This is a genomic window from Flagellimonas profundi, from assembly GCF_017313275.1.
Taxonomy (GTDB): Bacteria; Bacteroidota; Bacteroidia; order Flavobacteriales; family Flavobacteriaceae; genus Flagellimonas; species Flagellimonas profundi.
Map to the genome: position 1 here is coordinate 347,117 of NZ_JAFLNM010000003.1, position 25,344 is coordinate 372,460.

Below are 25,344 nucleotides of genomic sequence, written 5' to 3' on the forward strand. Positions count from 1 at the left end.
ATAACCAGTATAACTGGAATAGGCCCCATAAATTGGAGGTTTCGTGTGAATTAAAAATTAAATCCGAAGGTTCCGGTTATCCCAAATGCCCTGGCATCTGGATTTTGAAGATAATTTCCTCTAAAATTGAAGTCTATCCGAAGTATTTTAAAAATGTTCCCTATACCAAAAGAATATTCCCAATACACCTGATCTTCTGGTGCCATGAGGGGAATATTGGTAGGGGTACTCAAAGCGATATTTTCTTCGGACAATTGCCCCCATGCCCCTCTTAAACCTACAATTTCCCTAAGGTTGAGTTTACGCAACAATGGAATTCGAGAAAATAACCTCCCATTAAAGTTGTGCTCCAAGTGAACCGTAGCATATGTATCGGTAACGAATTCATAAAAATCCAGATTTGGAAATACATTGTAAAGCGAGAACAGTGTTTGGTTTCCGGGAACAACACTCAAGAGCCCCAATGGCACGGTTCCAAAAGTTTTACCCAATTCAACACTGCTCGTCAATCTACCAAAACCACCGATTTGCCATGGTTGTTGGTACGAAAACTGGATTTTCTCATAATCAAAATCACTCTCTAAAAATCCATCTACACCTTTGGTGTATTTAAGTACCAGGGTGCTGTAATCATCGTTGATATTGGAGCGCTCCACGCCATATCCAATGGTACGTTTGCCCGGGGTATACACCACTGTGGTATTGAGGTCGAACTGTCTTATTTCTGATGAAATACCGGATGGTGATGCAGGATCTACATAATCCAAACTGAAAGCTTCCGGCAATGCCGAGCTCAAGGTACGGAACGAGCCACCTACATTGATCTTAAGGTTTTTTACCGGTTCCATTTCCACGTTTAGGGTAGAGAGATTAATATTGGTCAAACGATTGTTGGAGCCCACGGTAACCAAAGAAGATGAGGCGATGCTCCTGCCCATCACATCATTGGTACTGGTAAGGCTCAGCCCCAATTGTTCAATATCCCGACGATTTCCTCCAGAGATGATCAAGCGGTTTTTTCGATCCAATAAAAATCTACCTGAAAACCCATGCTTGAACTTCCTATCATCAAAACCATAGGCCATATAACCCTCCAAACGCCACATATCATTCTGACCATAATAAGTTCTTGCGCCAGCTCTTAATCGAATGCCTTCGGCATCGTTATAACCAAAAGTACTGTAGATATCCCCAATGTCGATATTCCACTTATCGATTTCGACATAGCCCGAGCCCAAAATACTGACAATATCGTAGTAGGTCCTGAACTTGGGAACGGTCTTTAAGGTATCCAACAGCTTAAAGATCCCCGATTCATCCTCATTCAAGCTTTCCAATCTTGCATTTTTCCAGAAAACACTGTCTTGCGAGAACACTCTGGGATCGTATGGATCTGCTACCGCTTTATAAAAATCTTCAGAACGCGGATTGTCAAAATTATAATTATCAAAAACCGTGGTTCGTTTGCCATACACTCCCCGGGAATCTTCCTTTTTGGAGAAACTGAAATCGCTTAACATATAGTCCCGCTTCAACAAAAAGACCGAATCGCTGACCACATCAAAATCCTGTTCAATATAAATTTCCTTTACCCAGTTGATGTTGGCACTCTTAGTGACCTGCATGTTGATTTTTTTGATGGCAAAGGTGGTATCGTTTACCCAAAAGTCACCTTTAAAGGTGAGCTCGTTCTTTCTCCTTGGGTAATAAATGATATTATAGCACCATTTGTTGTCAATAAATGTACTGTCGGACAGTACATAATTGTATACATCTACCCCTGTTTTGGACAATGGACTTGTAAAACTCTTATCAAAAAACTTGAGGTAATTATCGTAAATGTTGTAATCTGAATATAGATCTTCCACAAATGCAGTGATTGACTGATTCCCGCTAAATCCTGAATTTTTGTTACCTAGGACATCCTCTTTCTCCTTATCCAGCACATTATCGCCGTAAACTTTGGAAAAGGTTTCGTTCAGAAACATGGGCAAATAGGTCTTCCCCGTGATTCTTGAGGTATCGAGGTCCTCGAACATAAATTCCAGCCCCTTAAAGAGTTTACTTTTAATCAGCGCACTATCTATGGTATTTAGATCAAACTCGATTTTTTCATACTTATCATATTGGTACTGTTTGAACTTGCGCACCCCGTTCTCCCGCTTTTTAGCCCATATTTTCCGTAAAATATCTATGGCCGGATTATTCCTTTTGGATTGTTTCCCTGTATATATGACCACTTCCTGAAGCTGCTCGGCAGATTCCGTCAACACGATTTCCATACCGTAGGTCACCTTTTGTTCCAATGGGATTTCCTTGGTTTCATAGCCAATGAAGGATACTTTTATAGCATCATAGGTTTCATCCGACTCCAGATAAAAATGTCCATTGTCGTTGGTTATGGTACCCTCAGCGGAGTTTGCAAAAATTATGTTGGCAAAAGCGATGGGCATACCTGTATCATCGGTAACCACGCCTTCGATTTTGGTTTGTGCAGTTACACTAACAATAAAGAATAGAAAAAAAACAGAAAAGATTCTTTTCATAGGCAGGTATATGGGACAATGGGCAAGTCTTAAAAGTTCACCCACTAAACTTAGGTCAAATTTGGTTCAAAGTAATTTCTAATCAAAAAATATTCCCTAAAAAAAAGCCCCATCAACAAAGTTGACAGGGCTAATATACCTTACAAATGTGGTTTTATAGCTTATATAACACTTTCTTAACAGCCTTGATAACATCTTCATGATTTGGCAACCACTCTGCCAAAAGCACCGGTGAGTAGGGTGCAGGGGTATCTGCAGTGTTCAATTTTACAATAGGGGCATCCAAATAATCGAATGCTTTATCCTGAACGTGGTAAATAATTTCAGTGGCCACATTGCCAAAAGGCCATGCTTCTTCCAAAATCACCATTCTATTGGTTTTCTTCACGGAAGCCAAAATAGTGTCGTGATCCATTGGACGAACTGTTCTCAAATCAATGATTTCACAGCTAATTCCATCTTTCTCCAATTCATCGGCAGCCTTGTAGGCTTCTTTGATGATTTTTCCGAAAGAAACTATGGTCACATCCGTACCTTCTCTTTTAATATCGGCAACACCTAGTGGAATAGTGTATTCCCCTTCAGGAACTTCTCCTTTGTCTCCGTACATCTGCTCAGATTCCATGAAGATTACGGGATCGTCATCACGAATGGCGGATTTCAATAATCCTTTTGCGTCGGCTGGGTTTGATGGAACCACAACCTTAAGACCGGGAGTATTGGCATACCAGCTTTCAAAAGCTTGAGAGTGGGTTGCGGCCAATTGTCCTGCAGAAGCTGTAGGGCCTCGAAATACAATAGGACAGTTGAACTGTCCACCGGACATTTGTCGAATTTTGGCAGCATTGTTTATGATTTGGTCAATTCCAACCAAAGAAAAGTTGAAGGTCATAAATTCTATGATAGGCCTATTGCCGTTCATTGCAGAACCAACACCAATACCGGCAAAACCAAGTTCTGAAATCGGGGTATCGATCACCCGCTCTGGCCCGAATTCATCCAACATACCTTTGGACGCCTTGTAAGCACCGTTGTACTCAGCTACTTCCTCGCCCATTAAATAAATGGTATCATCTCTTCGCATTTCTTCGGACATAGCCTCAGCTATTGCCTCCCTAAACTGTAATGTTTTCATTAAATCGTACTAAATATTTATAGTCTGCTTAAAAACGCAAGCAAAAATAGCAAAAACTACCCGAAAATAGCTTGGGGGAAATCCAAAAAAAGAACAAAATTTATTATGCATGCATAATAAATTTCGGATTTTATAACTATATTTGGGCACATAAAGCTTAAGTATATATGAAGATTTTAGTTTGCATAAGCAACGTACCGGATACTACTTCCAAAATCAATTTTACGGAAGGCGATACCCAGTTTGACACAAACGGGGTCCAATTTGTTATTAATCCAAACGACGAGTTTGGGTTGACACGTGCCATGTGGTTCAAGGAAAAACAAGGAGCTACCGTCCATGTGGTTACCGTAGGAGGCCAACAAACCGAGCCGACCATTAGAAAAGCGTTGGCCATTGGAGCCGATGAAGCCATTCGGGTAAATGCAGAACCAACCGATGGATTTTTCGTAGCCCAACAATTGGCCGAGGTGGTCAAAAGCGGTGATTATGACCTTGTGATTGCCGGACGGGAATCCATAGACTACAATGGTGGAATGGTTCCAGGAATTTTAGCCACGCTGCTGGACATGAACTTTGTGAACACCTGCATTGGGCTGGAAATCGATGGAGACACGGCAACCGCAGTTCGCGAAATTGATGGAGGTAAAGAAACCATAAGTACATCGCTTCCATTGGTAATTGGCGGACAAAAAGGATTGGTAGAGGAAAGTGACCTTCGCATTCCCAATATGAGAGGTATTATGATGGCTCGTAAAAAAGCATTGAACGTGGTTGAACCAGTTGATGCCGTACAGCCCACACAAGACCAAAAGTTTGAAAAACCCGCGGCCAAAGGTCCCGTTAAGTTAGTGGATGCCGGAAATGTTGGGGAATTGGTCGAATTACTGCACAACGAAGCAAAAGTCATCTAAACAAGATTAAAAAATTATGTCAGTACTAGTATATACAGAATCCCTCAAGGGAAAATTCAAAAAAAATACTTTCGAAGTGGCCTCTTATGCACATAAAGTGGCCCAAAATCTAGGCACCACCGTTACAGCGGTATCTTTTAACGCCGAGGACGATGCCTCACTGGGAACCTATGGGGTTTCCAAAGTTTTGAAGGTATCGGATGACTCGTTGGCCACCTTTAATGCCAAGGCCTATGCCAGTGTATTGGAACAGGCTGCCAAAGCAGAGGACGCCAAAGTAATTATATTGAGTTCCAGCGCGGACAGTAAGTTTTTAGCCCCTATTTTAACAGCTAAATTAGCCGCTGGATATGTACCCAATGTAGTAGCTGCTCCAGAAAGCACTTCTCCTTTTGTGGTAAAGCGAACAGCTTTCAGTAATAAAGGGTTTGCCATGACCGAGATTTCGGCAGACATCAAAATCATCGGTGTTTCCAACAATGCTTTTGGAGTAGTGGAAAACAATGTATCCGCTGCAGTTGAAGATTTCAGCCCATCGTTGGGTGATGATGCATTTACCACCAAATCAGTGGAAGTGGACAGGGTAGCCGGAAAAGTAACCATTGCCGATGCCGATATCGTGGTTTCTGGAGGACGTGGACTTAAAGGACCGGAAAACTGGGGCATGATCGAAGAGTTGGCCGATGTATTGGGAGCCGCAACCGCATGTTCCAAGCCAGTTTCCGATATGGGATGGCGCCCACATAGCGAACACGTGGGCCAAACGGGAAAACCCGTGGCCAGTAATCTATACATTGCCATAGGTATCTCGGGAGCCATTCAACATTTGGCAGGAATCAATGCTTCCAAAGTAAAAGTGGTCATCAACAACGACCCCGAAGCACCTTTTTTTAAGGCAGCAGATTATGGAATTGTCGGAGATGCCTTCGAAGTAGTGCCCGAACTCATCGAAAAATTAAAGGAATTTAAAGCACAAAACGCTTAAATTTTGTTAATTTGCCCATTGCAAGGGGCTGTTCAGATAACTGGTAAAGCCACTTATTTGAATGGCCCTTTTGCTTTAGGAAGAGATTATGAGTTTAGTACGATTAAAAATAAAGGGAATATCATACAGCCAAACACAAAATGGCGCGTACGCCCTTATTTTAAATGAAGAGGAGGGAGACAGAAAACTTCCCATTGTTATCGGTGCATTTGAAGCACAGTCCATTGCCATTGCCTTGGAAAAAGAAATAAAACCGCCCAGACCTTTGACCCACGATTTGTTCAAAAATTTTGCGGACAGATTTAAAATTGTGGTCAAACAGGTCATCATCCATAAATTGGTCGATGGGGTATTTTATTCCAGTATTATCTGTGAGCGTGAAAATGAAGAAGAAATCATAGATGCCCGAACCAGCGATGCCATTGCCCTTGCTCTTAGGTTCAACGCTCCCATTTTTACCTACAAGACCATTTTGGACAAAGCAGGTATCTTTCTAAAATTCTCTTCCAAAGAAAAGGAGGAAGATGACGATGATAGCATTATGGTCGATGAAATCCTTCAAGAAGGTGAAGCAGTGGAAATAGAATCCGGTTCTGACACACATGGGTACCGGGAAATGTCCCTGCAAGAGCTTCACAAAGAATTAGACAAGGCAGTAGCCAGCGAAGACTACGAAAAGGCTGCCAAGTTGAGGGATGAAATTTCCAAGCGCAAATAAACAACCACTTACATGGCGAAAAAGACCCAAAGTTTACTGATACTTTTATTCATTTGTTCGGTCGCTTTCGGCCAAAGTTCATTGCCCGCAGATTCCCTTAACGTAGCCATTGGCTCCACTATCACAGATACCATTCCACAACAGGAAGTGGCAGAGATAATACCCAACCAGGGGTTTTCCATCACTACATTGTTACGCGGGGCTTTGGGAATGGCAATTCTTATATTGATATCATTTTTGTTCAGTTCCAATAGAAAAGCCATCAACTGGAAAACTGTGGGAATTGGAATATCCTTACAGGTTTTGATAGCCATCGGAGTGCTCAAGGTTCCCTTTGTGCAATATATTTTTGAGCAAGTCGGGAGCATTTTTGTCAGCATCTTGGACTTTACCCGTGCGGGGAGTCAGTTCCTATTCGAAGGACTTGTGGTGGACATGGACACCTTCGGCTATATTTTTGCTTTTCAAGTACTGCCTACCATTATATTTTTCTCAGCACTTACCTCCGTACTTTATTATTTAGGAGTGATTCAAGTAGTGGTAAGGTGGATGGCATGGCTGCTCTCCAAAACATTGGGAATTTCCGGGGCGGAAAGCCTTTCGGTGGCCGGTAATATATTTTTGGGCCAAACGGAAGCTCCATTGCTGATAAAGGCCTACTTGGAAAAAATGAACAAATCGGAGATCCTATTGGTGATGATCGGTGGGATGGCCACAGTAGCAGGAGCTGTTTTGGCAGCTTACATTGGGTTTTTGGGAGGCGATGATCCCGAACTGCGATTGATATTTGCCAAGCACCTTTTGGCTGCTTCCGTAATGGCTGCTCCCGGTGCTATCGTAATTTCTAAAATATTATATCCACAGACAGAGAAGGTCAACACCGATGTGGAGGTGTCCTCCGAAAAAATAGGTGCCAATATTTTGGATGCCATTGCCAACGGAACTACCGAAGGTCTTAAACTTGCGTTGAACGTGGGGGCCATGCTACTTGTTTTTGTTGCCTTTATCGCCATGATCAACGGAATTTTGGGCTGGTTTGGTGATGTAACCACCTTCAATAGCTGGATAGCCGCCAACTCTCCGTATCAAGAGTTTTCATTGGAAGCTATCCTGGGAACTGTTTTTGCCCCGCTTATGTGGCTCATTGGTGTCGCCAACGAAGATATTATGCTGATGGGGCAATTACTTGGAATTAAATTGGCCGCGAGTGAATTTATTGGATACATTCAATTGGCCGATCTTAAAAATGTGGCGAGCGGCGTACATTTCACTTACAATAAATCGGTAATCATGGCCACGTATATGCTTTGTGGTTTTGCCAACTTTGCTTCCATCGGCATTCAGATTGGCGGTATCGGCTCCTTGGCGCCCGGTCAACGTAAGGTTTTATCTTCTTTCGGAATGAAAGCCGTATTAGGTGGGTCTTTGGCCTCATTGCTGTCCGCAACCATTGCGGGGATGATTTTGGGGTAGACGGTTGATTGGTTAAAGGATAAAAAATTAAAGGTGAAAGGTGAAGGTTAAAAGGTGAAAGGATAAAAGGCAAATGGTTGAGGGCAAGGCATGAATACCGTGTCCTGAAATCCAAAAAGTAAATTATCAAAAAGTCAACCTCGAAATTTTAAACATATATTATTTTGAGAAATTTTCGAGAGTTGAACGTCTGGAAAGACGGACGCATTTTGGTCAAAGATATTTACGGACTTACCAAACTATTGCCGGAATCTGAAAAATTTGGGCTGACTCCCCAAATACAAAGAAGTGCCATTTCCATTCCTGCCAACATCGCCGAAGGTTGCAGTAAATATTCCCAAAAAGATTTTGTTCGATTTCTTCAAATAAGTTTGGGGTCGGCATACGAACTTGAAACCCATCTTATTCTTTGTCAGGACCTGAATTTCCTTTCCCCAGATATTTCAAAAGTCACCATCAAAAATATTCAGAAGCTTCAAAGAAGAATTACGTCGTTAATAAAATATAATAAGTCAAACCAGTGACCTATTGTCCTTTTAAGCATAACCATTTACCTTTAACCCCATTATGAAACAGTACCACGACCTTCTTAAACACGTATTGGAGCACGGCAACCAAAAAGGGGACCGTACGGGAACAGGAACCTTGAGCGTTTTTGGCTACCAAATGCGATTCGACCTCTCCGAGGGCTTTCCGATGGTGACCACCAAAAAGCTGCACCTTAAATCCATCATCCATGAGTTATTATGGTTTTTAAAAGGGGACACCAATATTGCCTACCTCCAAGAGAACGGTGTGCGTATTTGGAACGAATGGGCCGATGAAAACGGTGACCTTGGTCCTGTTTATGGTCATCAATGGCGAAATTGGAACAGCGAGGAAATCGATCAGATCAAAGAAGTGGTGGATACGCTAAAAAACAATCCGAATAGTCGTAGAATGTTGGTTTCTGCATGGAATCCCAGCGTTTTGCCGGACACTTCGGTTTCATTTGCTGAAAATGTGGCCAATGGTAAGGCCGCACTCCCACCCTGCCATGCCTTTTTCCAGTTTTATGTGGCCGATGGCAAACTTTCTTGCCAATTGTACCAACGTAGTGCCGATATCTTTTTGGGTGTGCCCTTTAATATTGCTTCCTATGCCTTGTTCACATTAATGATGGCCCAAGTTTGTGGCTATCAACCCGGGGAGTTTATCCACACCTTTGGTGATGCCCATATCTACAACAACCATATGGAGCAAGTGGAACTGCAATTGAGCCGTGACCCACGCCCCTTGCCCACTATAAAACTAAACCCCGAAGTAAAGGACATTTTCTCTTTTACCTTTGATGATTTTGAGCTTTTGAACTACGACCCACATCCGCATATTAAAGGGGTGGTTGCTGTATAATATTGTCAGGTTTTCAACTTTAAGACCAATCTAGTTAGTCAACTTTTATTTTCAAACACAAACTTGAATCCTATGAAAAATATTGCCATTACCCTTTTCGCAGCTTTATTATTTGCCAGCTGTGGGAACCCAACCAAAAAAGAAACCACCGAAAAAGAGGAAGTTACCGTGGGAAAAACAGTAGAAGAAACAGGTCCACAATTGCGTCATGTGGTGTTGTTCAAGTTCAAAGAAACGTCCAGCGATGAGGATGTCAAACAAGTGGAGGAGGCATTCAACGCCTTGCCATCAAAAATTTCCGAAATAAAAGGGTACGAATGGGGGATGAACAACAGTCCGGAAAACCTGAACAAAGGGCTTACCCATTGTTATTTATTGACATTCAACAGCGAAGCCGACCGTGACACCTACCTAACCCACCCAGACCACGTTGCTTTTGGCGATGTTGCAGGACCACACATAGACGATGTATTGGTGGTGGATTATTGGACGAAATAGGTTCCAGGTAAAGTAAACCACCATCGGCATGGAGATCCGATGGTGGCTAAAAAAATTTACACTTCCAATACCGCATTTTCTGCACCGGCATAATCGTTCCATTGGAAACCATCAGCCTCGGCATCATTGGTATAGTTGCCATCGATCAAATATCTGAACTCGTAGCTATTCGCTACAGGTAGATCGAACGTTCCTTTAAAGGTTCCGTTCTTCAATTTCTTCAAAGTGCTCTTCTTGGGATTCCACTTATTGAAATCTCCAACTACAGCCACTGTTTTTGCCTCATCCGCAGGAACGGTAAAAGTAACCTTGCAAACAGGCTTGCTCTTTAAGTATTGCTTTTTAATTGCCATGGTACCGAAAATTTTAATTTCAGGACAAAACAATACATAAAACTATTTATTTACAACATGTTAGAATCGATTTATCAATTTGATAAAATCCACCTAACTACATGATTGTTTTTATCAAATAAGATTGCCGTTTTTTATCATTTATTACTTTGACGACCAACGTTTTAGAAGTGTTGCAACAACATCTATTTCTTCTTCTGTATTATAAAAATGAAAACTCAATCGAATACCACCGCCCCTCGGTGATGCCACCACATTTTCCTCCGTTAATTTAGTAAAGAGTTTTTCATCTCCCTTAATATTAAAAATGGTACTGTGTTGCTTTCTTTTGACAACGGCCGGTTCCAACAGATCCAATTCCGAAAAAGCCGACATGGCTCTTTTGGACAATCTTTGAAGTTGGGCCTCTACATTTTCCAACCCTATTTCATCCAAAAAATTGAGTGCAAATTCCAAACTTCCAAAATTGAAAGAGTCCAAATGACCTGGTTCCAAAAACTTACAGAAGGTGATGCTGTTGCGTTTGGATGCATCGTTATCCACCGAGCCGTTACCGATACCCTTTAGCTCAAATTGGTCCATTACCCCATCCTTTACAAGATAAAATCCGTTACCGTAACCTGCCAAGAGCCATTTGTAAGCACTGGTTCCCAAAATATCGATTCCAGAATCTTCAAAATCAAAAGGCTCCGTGCCACAGTATTGGGTCCCATCTGCCATGATCATCAGGTTGGGAAAATCTTTTTTTAATTTTTTCAGAAAATCAAAATCAATACGAACCCCATTTACCCACTGCACCAGACTGAGGGCCAAAATGTCGACACCTCCACTTTTTACCTTGGCATGGATGTTTTCTTCCATGTGCTCATCGGCATCCACATAATCCCGGTCAAAGCCCCGGGTTTCGAATGGCCAGTTGACACTTGGGTAATCTTTATTGACCAGCAGCACTTTTTTGTCCTTAGGCAAGCCCTCGAGCAACAAGTTGAATCCCAAGCTAAAATTGGGCACCAACGCTACATTCTCTGGCTTGCAATTAAAAAACTTCCCCACTGTTTTTTTTATTTCGGGCATGTGTGCAAAGCCTTTGTTTTTCATTTCGCTCCCACCAATTAGATAATCGAGGTCGTGCCCTTGGCGCCACTCCATCAAATCCTCGCTCAGCAAGCCAGCAGAGGCGGTATTGGCATAAATACATTGATTAAGAACAGGGAATTTTTTTCTTAGGTTTTGCATGTCGGGATTTTTGGATACAATTCAATTATATTTGTTCATAAAGATAGCCATTCCATGTCGTCATTTGGTAAAAAGAAAAAACAGGAAATAGATTTGGAGCAGCACGAACTTTTGGAGCATGCCCATAAACGCATCAAACAAAAGAAAAGGTTGTACTACCACTTAGTGATTTTTTTGATTGGCAGTATTTTTCTGATTCTCGCCAACAAAGTCCTAAAGTATGGTGAAGCCTATGATTGGTCCATCTGGATTGTTTTGGTCTGGACCTTTTTAATCGCGCTGCACACCTATACTGTTTTTGTGACCAACAAATTCATGGGACAGAATTGGGAGCGTGAACAACGTGAGCGATTGGTGAATCTTCAAAAAAAACGTATCGACGAAATCCAAAAAGAAATAGAAACGGATTTCCCACTTTCCAAAATCAATAAAAAAAAAGATCAATGAGAAAATTGGTCATTATTGCCGCGGCGGCGGAAAACAATGCCTTGGGAAAGGACAACGAGCTGGTATGGCACTTACCCGATGATTTTAAGCGTTTTAAAAGTTTGACCTCGGGGCATAAGATCATTATGGGCCGAAAAACCTTGGAAAGCTTTCCCAAACCTTTGCCCAACCGTACCCACATCGCAATTACAAGAGATGAGGATTATACACCAAAGTTCCCTTGTACCATAGTGCACTCTTTGGCAGAGGCCATAGCTTTGGTAAAGGAAGATGAGACGGCCTTTATAATTGGTGGGGGCGAAATTTACAAGCAGTCCATGGACCGTGCCACGGATATTGAACTTACAAGGGTTCACGGCACTTTTGATGCAGATGCCTTTTTTCCTGAGATTGATGAAGAGCTTTGGGAGCTGGTAAAGGAGGAATATCATCCAAAGGATGATAAGCACAAATATGATTTTTCTTATCTCTCTTACAAAAGAAAGTAACAACTAAAAGTCCAGAAAGGATACTTGAGCACTTGTCCGGTCGATCAACTCCTTGATCACCGAAACATCCGTATTGGTATAAAACATATACTTGGGATTCCCCTGCCCCTTTTCAAGTAAATGGTTACGTTCCAAGACCGCCTTGGTCTGACGCGCCACAGCCTCGCCTGAATCTATAATATTGATATTGCTGGGCAGCATCTCCTTCAACACAGGGATCAGATATGGGTAATGGGTGCAGCCCAACACCAAACAATCGATATCCTGATCGAGCATAGGCTGTAAAAAGCTGTTCAACAGCGTTTTCATCTCTTTGGATCTTATCTTACCCGCTTCAATGAGCTCCACCAATCCTTTTCCTTCTTGCTCCAGAACAGTTATCCCTTCAGCATAGAGTTTTGAGGTATTATGGAACAAACTACTGGAAAGGGTTCCCTTGGTGGCCAAGACACCGACTTTTTTTGTTCGGGTATGTAGTGCTGCAGGTTTGATCGCCGGTTCGATGCCGATAAACGGAACATCGTAATGTGACCTAAGATAATCTATGGCATTGGTAGTAGCGGTATTACAGGCCACAAGAATTATTTTACAACCTTTATCGAGCAACAGCTCCGTGTTTTTGATGCTCAACCGCAAAATTTCTTCTTCGGATTTTTCGCCATAAGGGGCATTGGCGCTATCGGCCAAATAGATGGTGTTTTCATAGGGGAGCATTTTCACGACTTCTTTCCAAATGGAAGTACCCCCAACGCCTGAATCAAAAATTCCGATTGGTTTTGCCATACCTAAAAATAGCTCCTTAAATTTTTAATGCATAAAAAAAACCGCTTTTAAATAAAAGCGGTTTTTCAAATATTGTAAAATCACGGTTTAGAAACCAAGCTCCTGCTTAACTGCTGGCAAAAGATCTTTTCCTTTGGCCACGATCAAGCTCAATCCAGGGCTAGCATCGATCACATAATCGTACCCTTCCGCAGCCGCTACTTTTTCGATGGCAGCTTTTGCTTTTTCGGAAATAGGTGCAAACAACTCTTGTTGCTTTTTCTGCATTTCCTGCATGGCAGCTTGCTCAGCTTCCTGAATGTTTTTTTCGAACCCTTGAAGCTCTACCGCTCTTTGTTCGTTCTCTTCCCTTGTTTTGGAAGTAGCTTCATTTTGGTATTGTGTATACTTGTTTTGAAGCTCTGTCATGGAGCTTTGGATGTCCGCTCTGTAAGTTTCTTGTAATTTCTTCAATTCAGCCTGTGCAGCCTTCATCTCCGGCATTTCAGACAATAGTTGCTGTACATTGATGTGTGCAACCTTGCTCTGCGCGTTTACAAAACCCGTAGCCGCAACAAACAATACTAGGGCTACAGCAATCCTTTTTACATTTTTCATGATTCTCAACGTTACTTTTTTACTTTAAATTTAGTGTTTCAATATAATCTATCCTATTGAATCCTTTTGTTGTTCTTGCGCTTTTTTTCGTTCTTCCAATTTGGCTTTTCTCTTGGCTTCGCGCTCTTCCAATAATTTTTTTCTTCTTTCTTCGTATGCTTTTTTACGCTCTTCGCGTTCCTTTAACTTTTTTGCTCTGGTTTCCTCGGCTGCCTTTTCCCTTTCTTCCAAGGCTTCTGCAGCTTGCTCCTGTCTTTCCCTGAGCGCATCGCTAATTTGGTCTTCCTCTTCTTTAAACTGCTCCAGGCGACTTTGTTCCTGTTGTTTTTTATTGGATGCACTGATTTTTCTGGTGCGTCCTATCTCTCTTAAGACCAAGTCACTGATATCGTGTCTTTTTTCGGAGTACAACATTACAACATCTGCGGATTTATCAAAAATAAAATCGTATCTTTTATTGGCTCCGATTTTTTGTACCTCGTTGAAAACTTGGTCTTGAATTGGCTGCATCAACAACTGTTTTTGCAACACCAAATCTCCCTGTGGTCCAAAACGATCTTGCTGGTAGTCCAACATTTCCTTTTCAAGAATTTGGATTTCCTCTTCCCTCTCCAAAATAAGCTCATCGGTCAAAAGCACCTTTTCTGCCATCAAATCTTTTTTCATTTGATCAATGACACTTTGCTTTAGCTCAATTTCCTGTTTCCACTTTTGAGCCTTGACATTCAATTGTTCAGTGGCGTCACGATACTCTTCAACATTTTCGAGAATGTACTCCATATCCACATATCCAATGCGCACCCCCCTTTGGGAAAACCCATAAAGGGAAGACATTACAACAACTAATGATAAAAGAACTTTGGTATTCATCTTTGATTCCGCATTTTACATAGAAAATATCGTGCCAAAATTACTAATTAATTTAAAATGAACTGTTTACAAATTAACCGTGCACGTTTTTTCCATTAATTAAAACTGCTGCCCGATGATGAAGTGCGTTTGCCAGCCACTTGGTCCGACAGATCCTGGACGGGCATCGGTATCGAAGCCATAACCAAAATCAATCCCCAAAAGTCCGAATGCCGGCATAAATATACGTAGCCCCACTCCGGCAGATCTTTTTAATTGAAACGGATTATAGTTGTTAAAATTGTTGAAAGCGTTACCAGCTTCCAAAAATGATAGTGCATAAATAGAGGCTGATGGCTTTAGAGTAAGCGGATATCGCAGTTCCAAAGAGAATTTATTGTAGATGGTTCCCCCATCCTGTTCCAACCTGTTGGTAATTGGGTTGGTGCTATAAGGTGTGAGTGATTGGTTCTCATAACCACGTAGCTGTACCACATCCCTACCATCCAAAGTAAAGTTTCCTAGACCATCGCCACCTACATAAAACCGTTCAAAAGGCACATCGCCTATATCGTGATTATATGCACCTAAAAATCCAAATTCAGCATTGGTCCTTAAAGTCAGTTTACCTACTATGGACTGGTACCAATCCCCTTTAAATTTTATCTTGTAATACTCCAACAACTTGAATCGTTCCTCCTCCAAGCGCTCCAATTCATCGCTCAGTTGGGCAAACTCAAGTTCCTCCTCTGCAGATCCAGGCTCACCAATCTCAAAGAGGTCGCGGGTTATGCCGTCAATATCGTCCTTAAGTTGTCCGTAATCCTTGTTGCTGAACAAAGAATAGGGCGGTGTGAACTTGGCCGTCAATTCAAAGTTGGAACCAGAAGTTGGAAATATTCTGTTGGGTCCTTGGGAACTTCTTGAGATGCCCAAGGTGTAACTCAACGAATTGGAACTTCCGTTACCAAAATTGAACAGTCCACTGTTATAATCGTTAAAATCATATAGCTGGTAACTCAATGAATGCGAAATCGTAAAAAAATCGTCGGGCCATTGCACCCTTTTGGCCAAACCTGCAGAAACTCCCGTTATGGCAAAACCACGGGATTTATCCACATCCAATCTACCGTTTCGGCCGTAGCCAGTAGCAAATTGTTGTGTTCTGGAAAGGGACAGATTAAACCTAACAGGTTTTTTACCGCCCAACCAGGGTTCTGAAAAATTCAAGCTATAAACCCGGAAAGTCCTACTGGCCTGCAAACGTAATGCAAATGTTTGACCATCTCCCATAGGAACCGGCTTGTAAGCTTCTTTATTAAAAATATTCTTAAGTGAGAAGTTACTGAAAGAAAGTCCCAGGGTTCCAATGAAGCCTCCTCCACCAAAACCACCTTGTAGTTCAATTTGACTGGAACCTGATTCCACAAGACTGTAGTTTATATCCACAGTCCCAGCATTAGGATCAGGGTTTTGTATATCAGGAACGATCTGCTCTGCATCAAAAAATCCTAGTTGACCCAATTCCCGTATGGTCCTGACAATATTGGATTTACTATATTTTTGTCCGGGTCTTGTTCGAAGTTCCCTAAAAATGACATGGTCGTTGGTCTTGTCATTACCCGAAACGGTTATATGGTCCAAGAAGGTCTCCTTACCTTCAATTATTCGTATTTCGAAATCGATAGTGTCATTTACAGCAGAAACCTCAACGGGATTGATGCTTGAGAACAGATAACCATTGTTCTGATACAAATTCGTCAAATCTAGTGCATCTGGATCGGAATCGTCTGCGATTCGCTCTTTAAGCAAAACACCGTTATAGGTATCTCCTTTTTTGATTCCAAGATATTGGCTCAACATCCTGTCGGTATAAACAGAATTACCAACAAAATCGATGTCACCGAAATAGTACCTATCGCCTTCTTCTACCTTTATAAAGAGTTCAATGTTTTTCTCATCCAATTTCACAAAACTATCGGACAGCACCCTTGCATCCCTGTATCCCCTTTCTGCATAGGCGTCCACCAAATTGGAAAGATCTTCCTCAAAGTCTGCTTCAATATATTTGGACTTTTTCCAAAAACGATAAAACTTTTTCTTTTTGGTATTCTTCAGGGACTTCCTGAGTCTTTTGTTCGACAACTTTTCGTTACCGATAAAGTTGATGTTCTTTATTTTTACTTTATCGCCTTTGCTCACATTAATGACCATGTTTTGAACATTGGCACCTGTTGTATCCGCAGCTGTTGCGATACTTACCTTGGCATTGAGGAAGCCCTGCTTTTTATACTTGTTCTGAAGATAGTTTTTGGTGTTCGCAATTAAACTTTCGGTGATTTTCTTGCCCTTTTTAAGGTCGGTATCATCTATAATATCCTCTACCTTACGTTTTTTAACCCCGTAAACCGTTACATTGTTCAAGGTGGGACGTTCTGTAATATTGAGTTCTAAAAATATCTTGTCATCCTCAATCTTGGTGTAATACATTTCCACATTACTGAACAAATCAAGGTTCCACAACTTTTTGATCACCGCACTTATTTCATCACCTGGCACCCTAATAGGCTGACCAACACGCAAACCTGTATAACTCTTTACAGTTTGTTCGTTATAGCTTTGCAGGCCGGTAACGGTTAATCCACCCAATATATACTGCTTGCCCTCCTCAAAAGAGGTTTCTTGGGCAATACCCTGGACTGAAAATAATAATAAGGGGATAATAAGGGCTGAAAGTATGTAGTTTGTGATACCCTTAGTTAAGTTGTTCGCTCGTTTTTCCAAATCGTCGTTCTCTATTTTGGTAACTTAATATGGCCTCTACCAAATGGTTTTCTCTAAAGTCGGGCCAAAATACATCAATAAAATATAATTCGGCGTATGCTATCTGCCAAAGTAAAAAATTACTTATCCTACATTCGCCACTAGTGCGAATAAGTAGGTCTACATCCGGCAAAAAGTGCGCATAAAGATGTGTATTTATAACTGTTTCATCAATATTTTCGGGGGAAATTATGTTATTTTTAACTTTGGTCGCTATCTCTTGAACCGCTGTTTTTATCTCTTCTCGGGAGCCATAGCTCAATGCCAGCGTAAGGGTCATCCCCGAATTATTCTCAGTTTTGGACATCACCTCGGTAAGTTCTTTGTACACTTTTTTGGGCAGTGTATCTATCCTACCTATGGCCCTCAACCTAATATTATGTTTGTTCAAGGTCTTCAATTCCCGTTTAAGGGCATTCACCAAAAGCCTCATTAAAGTATCTATCTCGGTCTTGGGACGATTCCAGTTTTCTGTGGAAAAAGCATAAAGGGTTAAAAATGGTATCTGGAGTTTTGCACAGCTCTCAACAGTTTGGTTTACGGATTCCACCCCGTTCTCATGTCCGAACATACGTATTTTACCGCGCTGTTTGGCCCATCTGCCATTACCGTCCATAATAATGGCCACGTGCTGTGGTAGTTTTTCTTTGTCTACGTCCTCTAGTGTGTGCATTTTACTGAAAACAATCCTGGCAGGGCTTACGTCCAAAGGTATACGTTAATGTTATACCTGAAAAAACGTACCAGTCATCGCTCAATATGTTCCCGAATCGGAATTGCTCAAAATTGGAACCTTCTGGGTTACTTGCGTCCAAATTGTCCGTAAAAGTATATCTGGCCCCAATTTCGGCACCAAGAATCAAGAATTGATTTAAACGATACTTAGCCCCAACCGTCATTGGAATTGCAAAACTACCTTCTTTTTGGTTAATATCCTGCATCTGAAGGGCATCAATATAATTAAAATCGTATCTAAAGTAGGTTACACCCGTGTATAAGTAAGGCGTGAAGGCGGGTCCGAGCTTATGAAGATTATATTCAACAAAGTTAATTTCCAGTCCAGCGGAGAACTCAAGGATTGAATTATCCACCAAATACCCCCTTTGTTGTCTGGATTGCATATGCGATTTGGTATCATCCGCGGTTACTTGGCCATAAAGAACGCTGGCCCTCCACGCATAGCGTTTTCCCTTGTTCCATTTAAATATTCCACCAAAGGCCGGGCCCGAAGGTAAAATGTAGTTGGTTCTTCCCACATCGCCTATCATATTGGCTCCACCGGCGAAAACCCCTATCTCGTAGGTCTGTGCACTTACCTTAATCACACAGCATAGAAAAACAGCCAAAACTATTCGCATACTTTCCAAAAAGTTTCAAGAATTAAGAGTAAAGGAAGGTCTATAGATTTATATTTAAAGTTGCTCTCCCTTGTTAAACAGTTTTTCACCCCTTTTATTGTTTTTGACGGCATCAATTGCGCCTATCTTCTCCCCAAAGCAATTTGTTGCGCAAGGTTTTCAAGAAGCTTTCAGATTTATACTCGATCATTTTGATGGTAAAGTCCGCTTTTTTGATCCTGATTTCCTTATCGTTCGGAATATCGGCTATTCGCGAATCCAAGGATACCAAATGGGTTTGTTCCCGACCTGAAACCTTTAGTCTAATTTGGGTATTATCGGAAATCACCAAGGGGCGTGCATTTAGGTTATGCGGCGCAATGGGAGTGAGCACCAATGATTTTGCCGAAGGAGCAATGACCGGACCACCACAGCTCAACGAATATCCCGTTGAACCGGTGGGGGTGGAAACAATTAATCCATCGGACCAGTAAGAAGTTAAATATTCATCGTCAAGCCAAGTTTCCACGGTAATCATGGAGGTTGTATCCTTTCGGCTAACAGTGATTTCGTTCAAAGCAAAGTTGAGTCCGTTGAATTCGTCCAGTTCGGAATTGAGCTCTACCTCCACTAAGGTTCGTTCTTCAATGGTATAGTGACCGGCTTCGAACTCTGTGACCAACTTACGGACATTTTCCTTTTTAAAAGTGGATAAAAAACCTAAACGACCAGTATTGACACCAACTATGGGTATACCGTAGTCCTTGATATAAGTTACGGCCCGCAACATAGTGCCATCGCCACCAAAGCTTACGAACATATCAAAAGAAGCGTCCAATCCTTCGGATTGGGTAAATGTTCCCTTTACCTGTTCTTTGGTAATTTGAGCGACGAGTTTATTAAAGTTCTCCTCTACATAAACCTCGGCATCCAACTTCTTCAATTCGTCCAAAAGCTCCTCTACACAAAGCTGGTCCTCCTTCTGAAAAGATTGACCGTATATGGCTACCTTCATACTAAACGTTAAGATATTTTTCTAGATAGTCGGAACGTTGCTTCAAATCTTCCAAGAACTGATCGTCGCTGTTACCGAACACAATGGTGTAGTTGTACCTCCGAAAAGTCTGGGCCACCTCGTTCAAGCTCTGCGTTCCTACCTTTAAGGTAATCTCCACAATATCGTTCTGCGAATCTGTAATGAATGCTCCCAATAAACGAGCATTGTTACCCTCCACAATTTGCGCGATTTCGCTAAAAGAGTAATCCTTTATTCCAATGGAAACCACTAAAATAGCTCCTGGCTCCCTAAAGAAAGGTGTATCGATGAATACATCCACTATGTCTTCAAGGTCGTAATATCCAATAATCAACCGGTCTTCATCCAAAACGGGCAGCACATTGGCCTCATTCCTGGAGAACATTTCCAGCACATCCAACCAAGCAGTTTCTTTGGTCACAAAAAAGTCCTCCATTTCAAACCTGAAATCGTCGACCTTTTTTTCAGGTTCAAAACAAGCTAGATCATTCTCGGAAAGCAATCCCACGTATGTACCGTTCTCGGTAACTCCAACATGGGAAAATGTAGTTTCTTCAAAAAATGTAATCACATCTTTCAAAGTTTCCGACACTTCAAAAACGGGAACTGTATTGATTATTTTGTCTTGAATCTGCATAACACTCCTATTAGGTGCAAAATACTAATTTAAAATGGCAAAAGGCATGCCGAATTCTTATTTTTGACAATCTAAAAAAGAACTCCATGACAAAGTTGAGTGTCAACATAAATAAACTGGCAACTTTAAGAAATTCCAGAGGCGGTAACGTACCCAACCTGATCACTTCCACCAAGGACATCGAATCTTTTGGTGCGCAGGGCATTACCATTCACCCACGACCAGACGAAAGGCACATTCGCTACCAAGATGCACGGGACCTCAAAAAAGTGGTGACCACAGAATTCAATATCGAGGGCAATCCCATACCCAAATTCGTTGACCTGGTACTCGAAGTAAAGCCCACGCAGGTTACTTTGGTGCCCGATGCCGAAGATGCCATTACCTCCAACGCTGGTTGGGACACCATAAAGCACAAGGATTTTTTGGTGGAGGTCATCAAAACCTTTAAGGAAAATGGCATCCGCACCTCTATTTTTGTGGACCCCGACGTAGAAATGGTCAAAGGGGCCGCGGCAACAGGAACCGACCGCGTGGAACTCTATACCGAAAGTTTTGCCGATGAATTTGCCAAAGGCAACAAAAAAGGCAGCATTGCCCCATTTGTCGAGGCGGCCAAAATGGCACACGAAGTTGGCCTTGGCCTCAATGCAGGACACGATCTTAGTCTGGACAATATCAAGTTTTTTAAAGAACACATTCCGCACTTATTGGAGGTTTCCATTGGACACGCCCTAATTTGCGAATCCATTTATCTGGGCCTCGAAAATGTGGTGAACATGTACTTACATCGATTAAAATAATGGAGATACTGCATTCAAAAATATTGGGCGAAGGACAACCCTTTATCATACTTCATGGTTTTTTGGGCATGTCCGACAATTGGAAAACCCTAGGCACCCAATATGCTGAAAATGGCTTTCAAGTTCATCTGATAGATCAGCGTAACCACGGAAAAAGTTTTCATTCCGATGAGTTCAATTATGATGTATTGAGTGATGATGTCATCAACTACATGAATCATCATAATATAGATTCCGCCTATGTCATGGGACACTCCATGGGAGGGAAAACAGCCATGCAATTGGCAACTTCACACCCAAGCAGAGTAAAAAAACTGATTATCGCGGACATCGCTCCAAAATATTATCCCCCGCATCACGATTTTATCTTCAACGGTCTTTCCCATTTGGATTTTAACCAAATTTCGGACAGGCGTGAGGCTGACGATGAATTGGCCAAACATATAAAGGACAGGGGAATTCGACAGTTTTTGCTCAAAAACCTCTATTGGGTAGAAAAAGAAAAATTAGGATTTCGCTTTAATTTTGATGTGCTCAAAAACCGTATGGAGGAAATCGGTGAAAACATATTCCCCAATGCCATTTATGATGGTCCCGCCCTATTTTTACGTGGTGACCGTTCGGAGTATATACAACCCAATGACTTTGCTGAAATTAAAAGACATTTTCCAAATGCTGAGATCGAAACCATTGATAAAGCAGGGCATTGGTTGCACGCGGAGAACCCGAAACAGTTCTACGAGAAGAGCTTTACGTTTCTGAATTCTTAAAATTCACCCCTTTTTATTATGCATGCATAATTTTTTTACCCTTTTAATTGTCTGTATGATAAATTTGATATAGATTTGATTCATTCCGGTTTACCATAAAAATTAACATAGACTAACTGAAACAGATTATTTGATATGAAAAAGTTTTATGCCTTACTTCCATTTTTAGGCTTATTCTTGATTGCATGCGAAGATGACACCCCAATAGTTGAAACTCCCGAACCAACTCCCGAATACACAGCCGGCTCTGCGGATTTCAGCAAATATGTGGCTGTGGGTAGCTCTCTTACTGCAGGGTACTCCGACAATGCTCTTTTTATTGCAGGCCAGGAAGCATCATTTCCCAATATGTTGGCCAGTAATTTCGCACTAGTTGGCGGAGGGGATTTTTCGATTCCTTTTATGGCGGACAATTTGGGCGGCATGACATTGGGAGGAAACCAAATTACAGACAATAGATTAATTCTGTCTTTTCTTGGTGAAAGCCCTGCTCCCGTACCAGTTTCAGGAACACCGACCACTGAGGTCTCCAACAAATTATCTGGCCCTTTTAACAATATGGGAGTGCCAGGCACAAAAAGTTATGAATTATTGGCACCGGGATATGGAAGCGTGGCCGGCGTTGCAATGGGCACAGCCAACCCTTATTTCGCTAGGTTTTCATCATCTGAATCTACTAGAATAGTTGATGATGCTGCATCACAAGGTGCTACTTTTTTCACTTTATGGGCAGGCTCCAATGACATCCTACTTTATGCTGTAGGAGGAGGCACCGGCGTTAATCAAGAAGGAAACCCTGACGCAACCACCTATGCTAGGGAAGATATCACAGACCCAACCCTTTTTGCAGGTGCAATCAACGGCGTATTGGGTGCTATGACCGCTAATGGAGCCAAAGGTGTTATTGCCAATCTACCCAATTTAACAGATTTACCTTATTTCACAACGGTACCACACAACCCAATTCCTTTGGATGAAGCAACTGCAGCCTATTTAAACAGCATGGAAGCCTATGGTGCCTACAATGCAGGTTTGATGCAATTGCAGGGACTTGGCCTTATTTCAGAGGAGGAAGTGGCAAAACGAACTATCTCTTTTTCTGCTGGTGAGGGAAATGCTGTTGTGATTTTGGACGAAGACCTTACGGACTTAAGCGCTTATGGATTGGATAATATGAGACAAGCTACGGCAGATGACCTTTTGGTACTTACAGCTAGCTCTTTTATAGGAACCTTGGCCGACCCCAATAACCCAGCTTCGGTCAATGGAGTTGGTGTCCCGTTGGCTGACCAATGGATATTGACACCGGAAGAACAAGCCATTGTAGAAACCGCATTGAATACCTTTAATCAAACCATCGCTGGTTTGGCTACCTCTTACGACCTTGCATTTGTTGATGCCAATGCATTGTTGAGTAACCTGAACACCAATGGCGTACAACTAAGTGACGGTAGTGTTGTTACCGCAGAATTTGCTACTGGAGGAGGATTTTCCTTAGATGGTGTTCACCCAGCACCAAGAGGTTATGCTATTGTCGCCAATGCTTTCATTGATGCCATCAATGCAAAATACAATTCGAATTTGCCCGGCGTTAATCCATTGGATTACACCGGACTCTATATTGACTAAACAAACATTATTTTTCTTTATCTTAAAGGCACCGAAACTCGGTGCCTTTTTTTATTCATAAAACCTAAAACATACCCATGAAACTTATTATAAGATTATTGTTAAATGCACTCGCTGTTGTCATACTTTCCTATGTATTACCGGGAGTAGGTGTAGATTCAATGCTAACCGCAATAATAGTTGCCATCGTGCTTAGTGTACTCAACTTTTTGGTAAAACCCATTTTGGTGATTCTAACCCTACCCATTACCGTACTCACCTTGGGTCTTTTTCTTTTGGTGATCAATGCCATTATAATTCTGTTGGCCGCAAACCTCATTGACGGGTTTTATGTGAGTGGTTTTTGGTGGGCCATAATTTTCAGTCTACTATTGGCATTTTTGCAAGCCATTTTGCACTCCATTTTAAAAGAAGACCAATAGAAATCATTTTGTTTGAAAGTCAACGGTTTAAAAACTTGTCAGCAACACAAAAAAGAGTTACTTTTGCATCCCATTTTTAGAAAGCAAATTAGGTAGGAAATGAATATAACCAAAGAGCAGATTGACGATCTTAATGCAGTTGTAAAGGTTGCCATAAGCAAAGAAGACTATCAGGACAAGGTAGAGAAAATCCTAAAGGATTACAGAAAGCAGGCGAACATTCCTGGTTTTAGAAAAGGACAGGTTCCCATGGGGCTTATCAAAAAGCAGTATGGCAAAGCTGTTCTGGTAGATGAGGTGAATAAATTGCTACAAGACAATCTAAACAAATACCTTACAGAAGAAAAATTGGATGTTTTGGGCAATCCGCTTCCAAAACAACAAGACGATTTTGATTGGGAGAAAGAGAATCTTGATTTCGAATTTGAATTGGGCTTGGCTCCAAGTTTCGACGTAAACCTGAAGACCAAAAAAGCGGTGACCCAATACAAGATTGTAGCCGATAAAAAAATGATCGAGGAGCAAGTAGAGCGTATTCAAAAGCAATACGGAAAATTGATCTCCAAGAATGAAGTTGGCAAAAAGGATGAAGTTACCGGTTTCTTTGCCAATGAAGAGGAAGAGATCGACCACAAGGCAACCATTGAAATGCACAAAATCAAGAGCAAAAAGGCTGTTGATGCCCTTGTTGGAAAAAAAGTAGGTGACACTGTTACCCTTGCCACAAAAGGTCTTTTCAAAGAAGATTACTTGCTTCCTGCCGCTTTGGGCATTGCAAAAGATAAAGCAGATGGTCTTAAAATCGATGTTACCTTTACCATTGAAGAAATCAATGAAAGGGAACCAGCTGCTTTGGACCAAGAACTTTTTGACAAATTGTTCGGTGAAGGTAAAGTAACTTCGGAAAAGGAATTAAAGGACAAGATCAAAGAAGATTCGGAGAAACAGTTTGAGCAGCAAGCCGATCAAAAATTGTTGAACGACATCACCGAAAAATTAATCGATGAGACCAAATTCGAGCTTCCTTCCGAGTTTTTGAAAAAGTGGATTCAAATCAGTGGTGAAAATCCATTGACAGAAGATGAAGCCAAAGAAGAGTTCGAAAAATCAGAAAAGGGGCTTCGTTACCAATTGATCGAAGGTAAGATCATCCAAGAAAACAATCTTCAGGTTCAGTTTGATGAATTGAAGGAATTCGCCAAAGGATTTATAAAATCCCAAATGGCACAGTACGGCCATATGGATCCAAAAGAAGAAGAACTGGAAAGTGTTGCCGCCAGAGTGATGAGCAATCAGGACGAAGTAAAAAGATTGTCCGAACAGTTGATGAGCCAAAAACTTTTGGACCTTTATAAAGAAAAGGCCAACCTAAAGGTGAAGGAAGTCTCTTATGACGACTTCATCAAGGAAGCATACAGCTAAGGCTTCGCTAAAAGAAAATTAAGTATCTTTACGGTGCCGGAACGCTAGTTT

Annotated in this window: 26 protein-coding genes; 14 read left to right on the plus strand and 12 right to left on the minus strand. The window is 41.6% G+C overall.

Features of this window, described 5'->3' with window-relative positions:
• Window positions 1–50 precede the first annotated feature (50 nt).
• Window positions 51–2,546 (minus strand): DUF5686 family protein, encoded by a 2,496-nt coding sequence (locus J0654_RS15015; protein ID WP_207029928.1) that lies wholly within the window; start codon window positions 2,544–2,546, stop codon window positions 51–53.
• A gap of 154 nt (window positions 2,547–2,700) precedes the next feature.
• Window positions 2,701–3,681 (minus strand): pyruvate dehydrogenase complex E1 component subunit beta, encoded by a 981-nt coding sequence (locus tag J0654_RS15020; RefSeq protein WP_207029929.1) that lies wholly within the window; start codon window positions 3,679–3,681, stop codon window positions 2,701–2,703.
• Window positions 3,682–3,848: 167 nt separating this feature from the next.
• Between J0654_RS15020 and J0654_RS15025 the strand changes: the two genes are divergently transcribed.
• The 7 genes from J0654_RS15025 (at window position 3,849) to J0654_RS15055 (ending at window position 9,661) form a co-directional block, all read left to right on the plus strand.
• Complete coding sequence (locus J0654_RS15025) at window positions 3,849–4,595, plus strand: electron transfer flavoprotein subunit beta/FixA family protein (protein WP_207029930.1); 747 nt, start codon at window positions 3,849–3,851, stop codon at window positions 4,593–4,595.
• Between the two features lie 16 nt (window positions 4,596–4,611).
• Window positions 4,612–5,580: an electron transfer flavoprotein subunit alpha/FixB family protein gene (locus J0654_RS15030; protein ID WP_207029931.1), complete on the plus strand. Its 969-nt coding sequence runs from the start codon at window positions 4,612–4,614 to the stop codon at window positions 5,578–5,580.
• A gap of 88 nt (window positions 5,581–5,668) precedes the next feature.
• A complete protein-coding gene (locus J0654_RS15035) occupies window positions 5,669–6,298 on the plus strand; it encodes a bifunctional nuclease family protein (protein ID WP_207029932.1) in 630 nt (209 codons plus the stop codon).
• Window positions 6,299–6,310: 12 nt separating this feature from the next.
• On the plus strand, window positions 6,311–7,771 hold the full coding sequence (locus J0654_RS15040) for a NupC/NupG family nucleoside CNT transporter (protein ID WP_207029933.1): 1,461 nt from the start codon (window positions 6,311–6,313) through the stop codon (window positions 7,769–7,771).
• Window positions 7,772–7,935: 164 nt separating this feature from the next.
• Window positions 7,936–8,295 carry a four helix bundle protein gene (locus J0654_RS15045; protein ID WP_207029934.1) on the plus strand — a complete coding sequence of 120 codons (360 nt, stop codon included), beginning with the start codon at window positions 7,936–7,938 and terminating at the stop codon, window positions 8,293–8,295.
• Window positions 8,296–8,338: 43 nt separating this feature from the next.
• Complete coding sequence (locus J0654_RS15050) at window positions 8,339–9,163, plus strand: thymidylate synthase (RefSeq protein ID WP_207029935.1); 825 nt, start codon at window positions 8,339–8,341, stop codon at window positions 9,161–9,163.
• Between the two features lie 72 nt (window positions 9,164–9,235).
• Window positions 9,236–9,661, plus strand: a complete 426-nt coding sequence (locus J0654_RS15055) for a Dabb family protein (RefSeq protein ID WP_207029936.1) — start codon at window positions 9,236–9,238, stop codon at window positions 9,659–9,661.
• Window positions 9,662–9,717: 56 nt separating this feature from the next.
• On the opposite strand, the gene J0654_RS15060 is transcribed toward J0654_RS15055, so the two are convergent.
• Both J0654_RS15060 and J0654_RS15065 read right to left on the minus strand, forming a co-directional pair.
• Window positions 9,718–10,014, minus strand: coding sequence for an isoamylase early set domain-containing protein (locus J0654_RS15060; RefSeq protein ID WP_207029937.1), 297 nt, complete (start codon window positions 10,012–10,014; stop codon window positions 9,718–9,720).
• A gap of 144 nt (window positions 10,015–10,158) precedes the next feature.
• Window positions 10,159–11,250, minus strand: a complete 1,092-nt coding sequence (locus J0654_RS15065) for an aminotransferase class V-fold PLP-dependent enzyme (protein WP_207029938.1) — start codon at window positions 11,248–11,250, stop codon at window positions 10,159–10,161.
• 54 nt (window positions 11,251–11,304) lie between these two features.
• Between J0654_RS15065 and J0654_RS15070 the strand changes: the two genes are divergently transcribed.
• A complete protein-coding gene (locus J0654_RS15070) occupies window positions 11,305–11,697 on the plus strand; it encodes a 2TM domain-containing protein (protein ID WP_207029939.1) in 393 nt (130 codons plus the stop codon).
• Complete coding sequence (locus tag J0654_RS15075; protein ID WP_207029940.1) at window positions 11,694–12,185, plus strand: dihydrofolate reductase; 492 nt, start codon at window positions 11,694–11,696, stop codon at window positions 12,183–12,185. Before J0654_RS15070 ends, J0654_RS15075 begins: the two co-directional genes overlap by 4 nt.
• 3 nt (window positions 12,186–12,188) lie before the next feature.
• On the opposite strand, the gene murI is transcribed toward J0654_RS15075, so the two are convergent.
• The 8 genes from murI to J0654_RS15115 form a co-directional block, all read right to left on the minus strand.
• Window positions 12,189–12,968 (minus strand): glutamate racemase, encoded by a 780-nt coding sequence (gene murI / locus J0654_RS15080; RefSeq protein ID WP_207029941.1) that lies wholly within the window; start codon window positions 12,966–12,968, stop codon window positions 12,189–12,191.
• Between the two features lie 87 nt (window positions 12,969–13,055).
• Entirely contained in the window at window positions 13,056–13,565 is a 510-nt protein-coding gene (locus tag J0654_RS15085) for an OmpH/Skp family outer membrane protein (protein ID WP_207029942.1), read from the minus strand.
• Between the two features lie 48 nt (window positions 13,566–13,613).
• On the minus strand, window positions 13,614–14,435 hold the full coding sequence (locus tag J0654_RS15090; protein WP_207029943.1) for an OmpH/Skp family outer membrane protein: 822 nt from the start codon (window positions 14,433–14,435) through the stop codon (window positions 13,614–13,616).
• Window positions 14,436–14,534: 99 nt separating this feature from the next.
• Window positions 14,535–17,198: a BamA/OMP85 family outer membrane protein gene (locus tag J0654_RS15095; RefSeq protein ID WP_207029944.1), complete on the minus strand. Its 2,664-nt coding sequence runs from the start codon at window positions 17,196–17,198 to the stop codon at window positions 14,535–14,537.
• Window positions 17,170–17,910 carry an isoprenyl transferase gene (locus tag J0654_RS15100; RefSeq protein ID WP_207029945.1) on the minus strand — a complete coding sequence of 247 codons (741 nt, stop codon included), beginning with the start codon at window positions 17,908–17,910 and terminating at the stop codon, window positions 17,170–17,172. The genes J0654_RS15095 and J0654_RS15100 overlap by 29 nt, the downstream gene beginning before the upstream one ends.
• Before the next feature lies 1 nt (window position 17,911).
• Window positions 17,912–18,595, minus strand: coding sequence for a type IX secretion system protein PorG (porG, locus tag J0654_RS15105; protein ID WP_207029946.1), 684 nt, complete (start codon window positions 18,593–18,595; stop codon window positions 17,912–17,914).
• 112 nt (window positions 18,596–18,707) lie between these two features.
• Window positions 18,708–19,589: an NAD kinase gene (locus J0654_RS15110; protein ID WP_207029947.1), complete on the minus strand. Its 882-nt coding sequence runs from the start codon at window positions 19,587–19,589 to the stop codon at window positions 18,708–18,710.
• A 1-nt stretch (window position 19,590) separates the two neighbouring features.
• A complete protein-coding gene (locus J0654_RS15115) occupies window positions 19,591–20,247 on the minus strand; it encodes a CBS domain-containing protein (RefSeq protein WP_207029948.1) in 657 nt (218 codons plus the stop codon).
• A gap of 86 nt (window positions 20,248–20,333) precedes the next feature.
• On the opposite strand from J0654_RS15115, the gene J0654_RS15120 reads away from it, so the two are divergent.
• The 5 genes from J0654_RS15120 to tig all read left to right on the plus strand — a co-directional run bounded on the left by J0654_RS15120 (window position 20,334) and on the right by tig (window position 25,293).
• Window positions 20,334–21,050: a pyridoxine 5'-phosphate synthase gene (locus J0654_RS15120; protein WP_207029949.1), complete on the plus strand. Its 717-nt coding sequence runs from the start codon at window positions 20,334–20,336 to the stop codon at window positions 21,048–21,050.
• Entirely contained in the window at window positions 21,050–21,820 is a 771-nt protein-coding gene (locus J0654_RS15125; RefSeq protein WP_207029950.1) for an alpha/beta fold hydrolase, read from the plus strand. The genes J0654_RS15120 and J0654_RS15125 overlap by 1 nt, the downstream gene beginning before the upstream one ends.
• A gap of 135 nt (window positions 21,821–21,955) precedes the next feature.
• Window positions 21,956–23,449: an SGNH/GDSL hydrolase family protein gene (locus J0654_RS15130; RefSeq protein ID WP_207029951.1), complete on the plus strand. Its 1,494-nt coding sequence runs from the start codon at window positions 21,956–21,958 to the stop codon at window positions 23,447–23,449.
• Window positions 23,450–23,526: 77 nt separating this feature from the next.
• Window positions 23,527–23,871 (plus strand): phage holin family protein, encoded by a 345-nt coding sequence (locus J0654_RS15135; RefSeq protein WP_100817295.1) that lies wholly within the window; start codon window positions 23,527–23,529, stop codon window positions 23,869–23,871.
• Window positions 23,872–23,970: 99 nt separating this feature from the next.
• Entirely contained in the window at window positions 23,971–25,293 is a 1,323-nt protein-coding gene (tig, locus tag J0654_RS15140; protein WP_207029952.1) for a trigger factor, read from the plus strand.
• The last annotated feature ends 51 nt before the right edge of the window (window positions 25,294–25,344 follow it).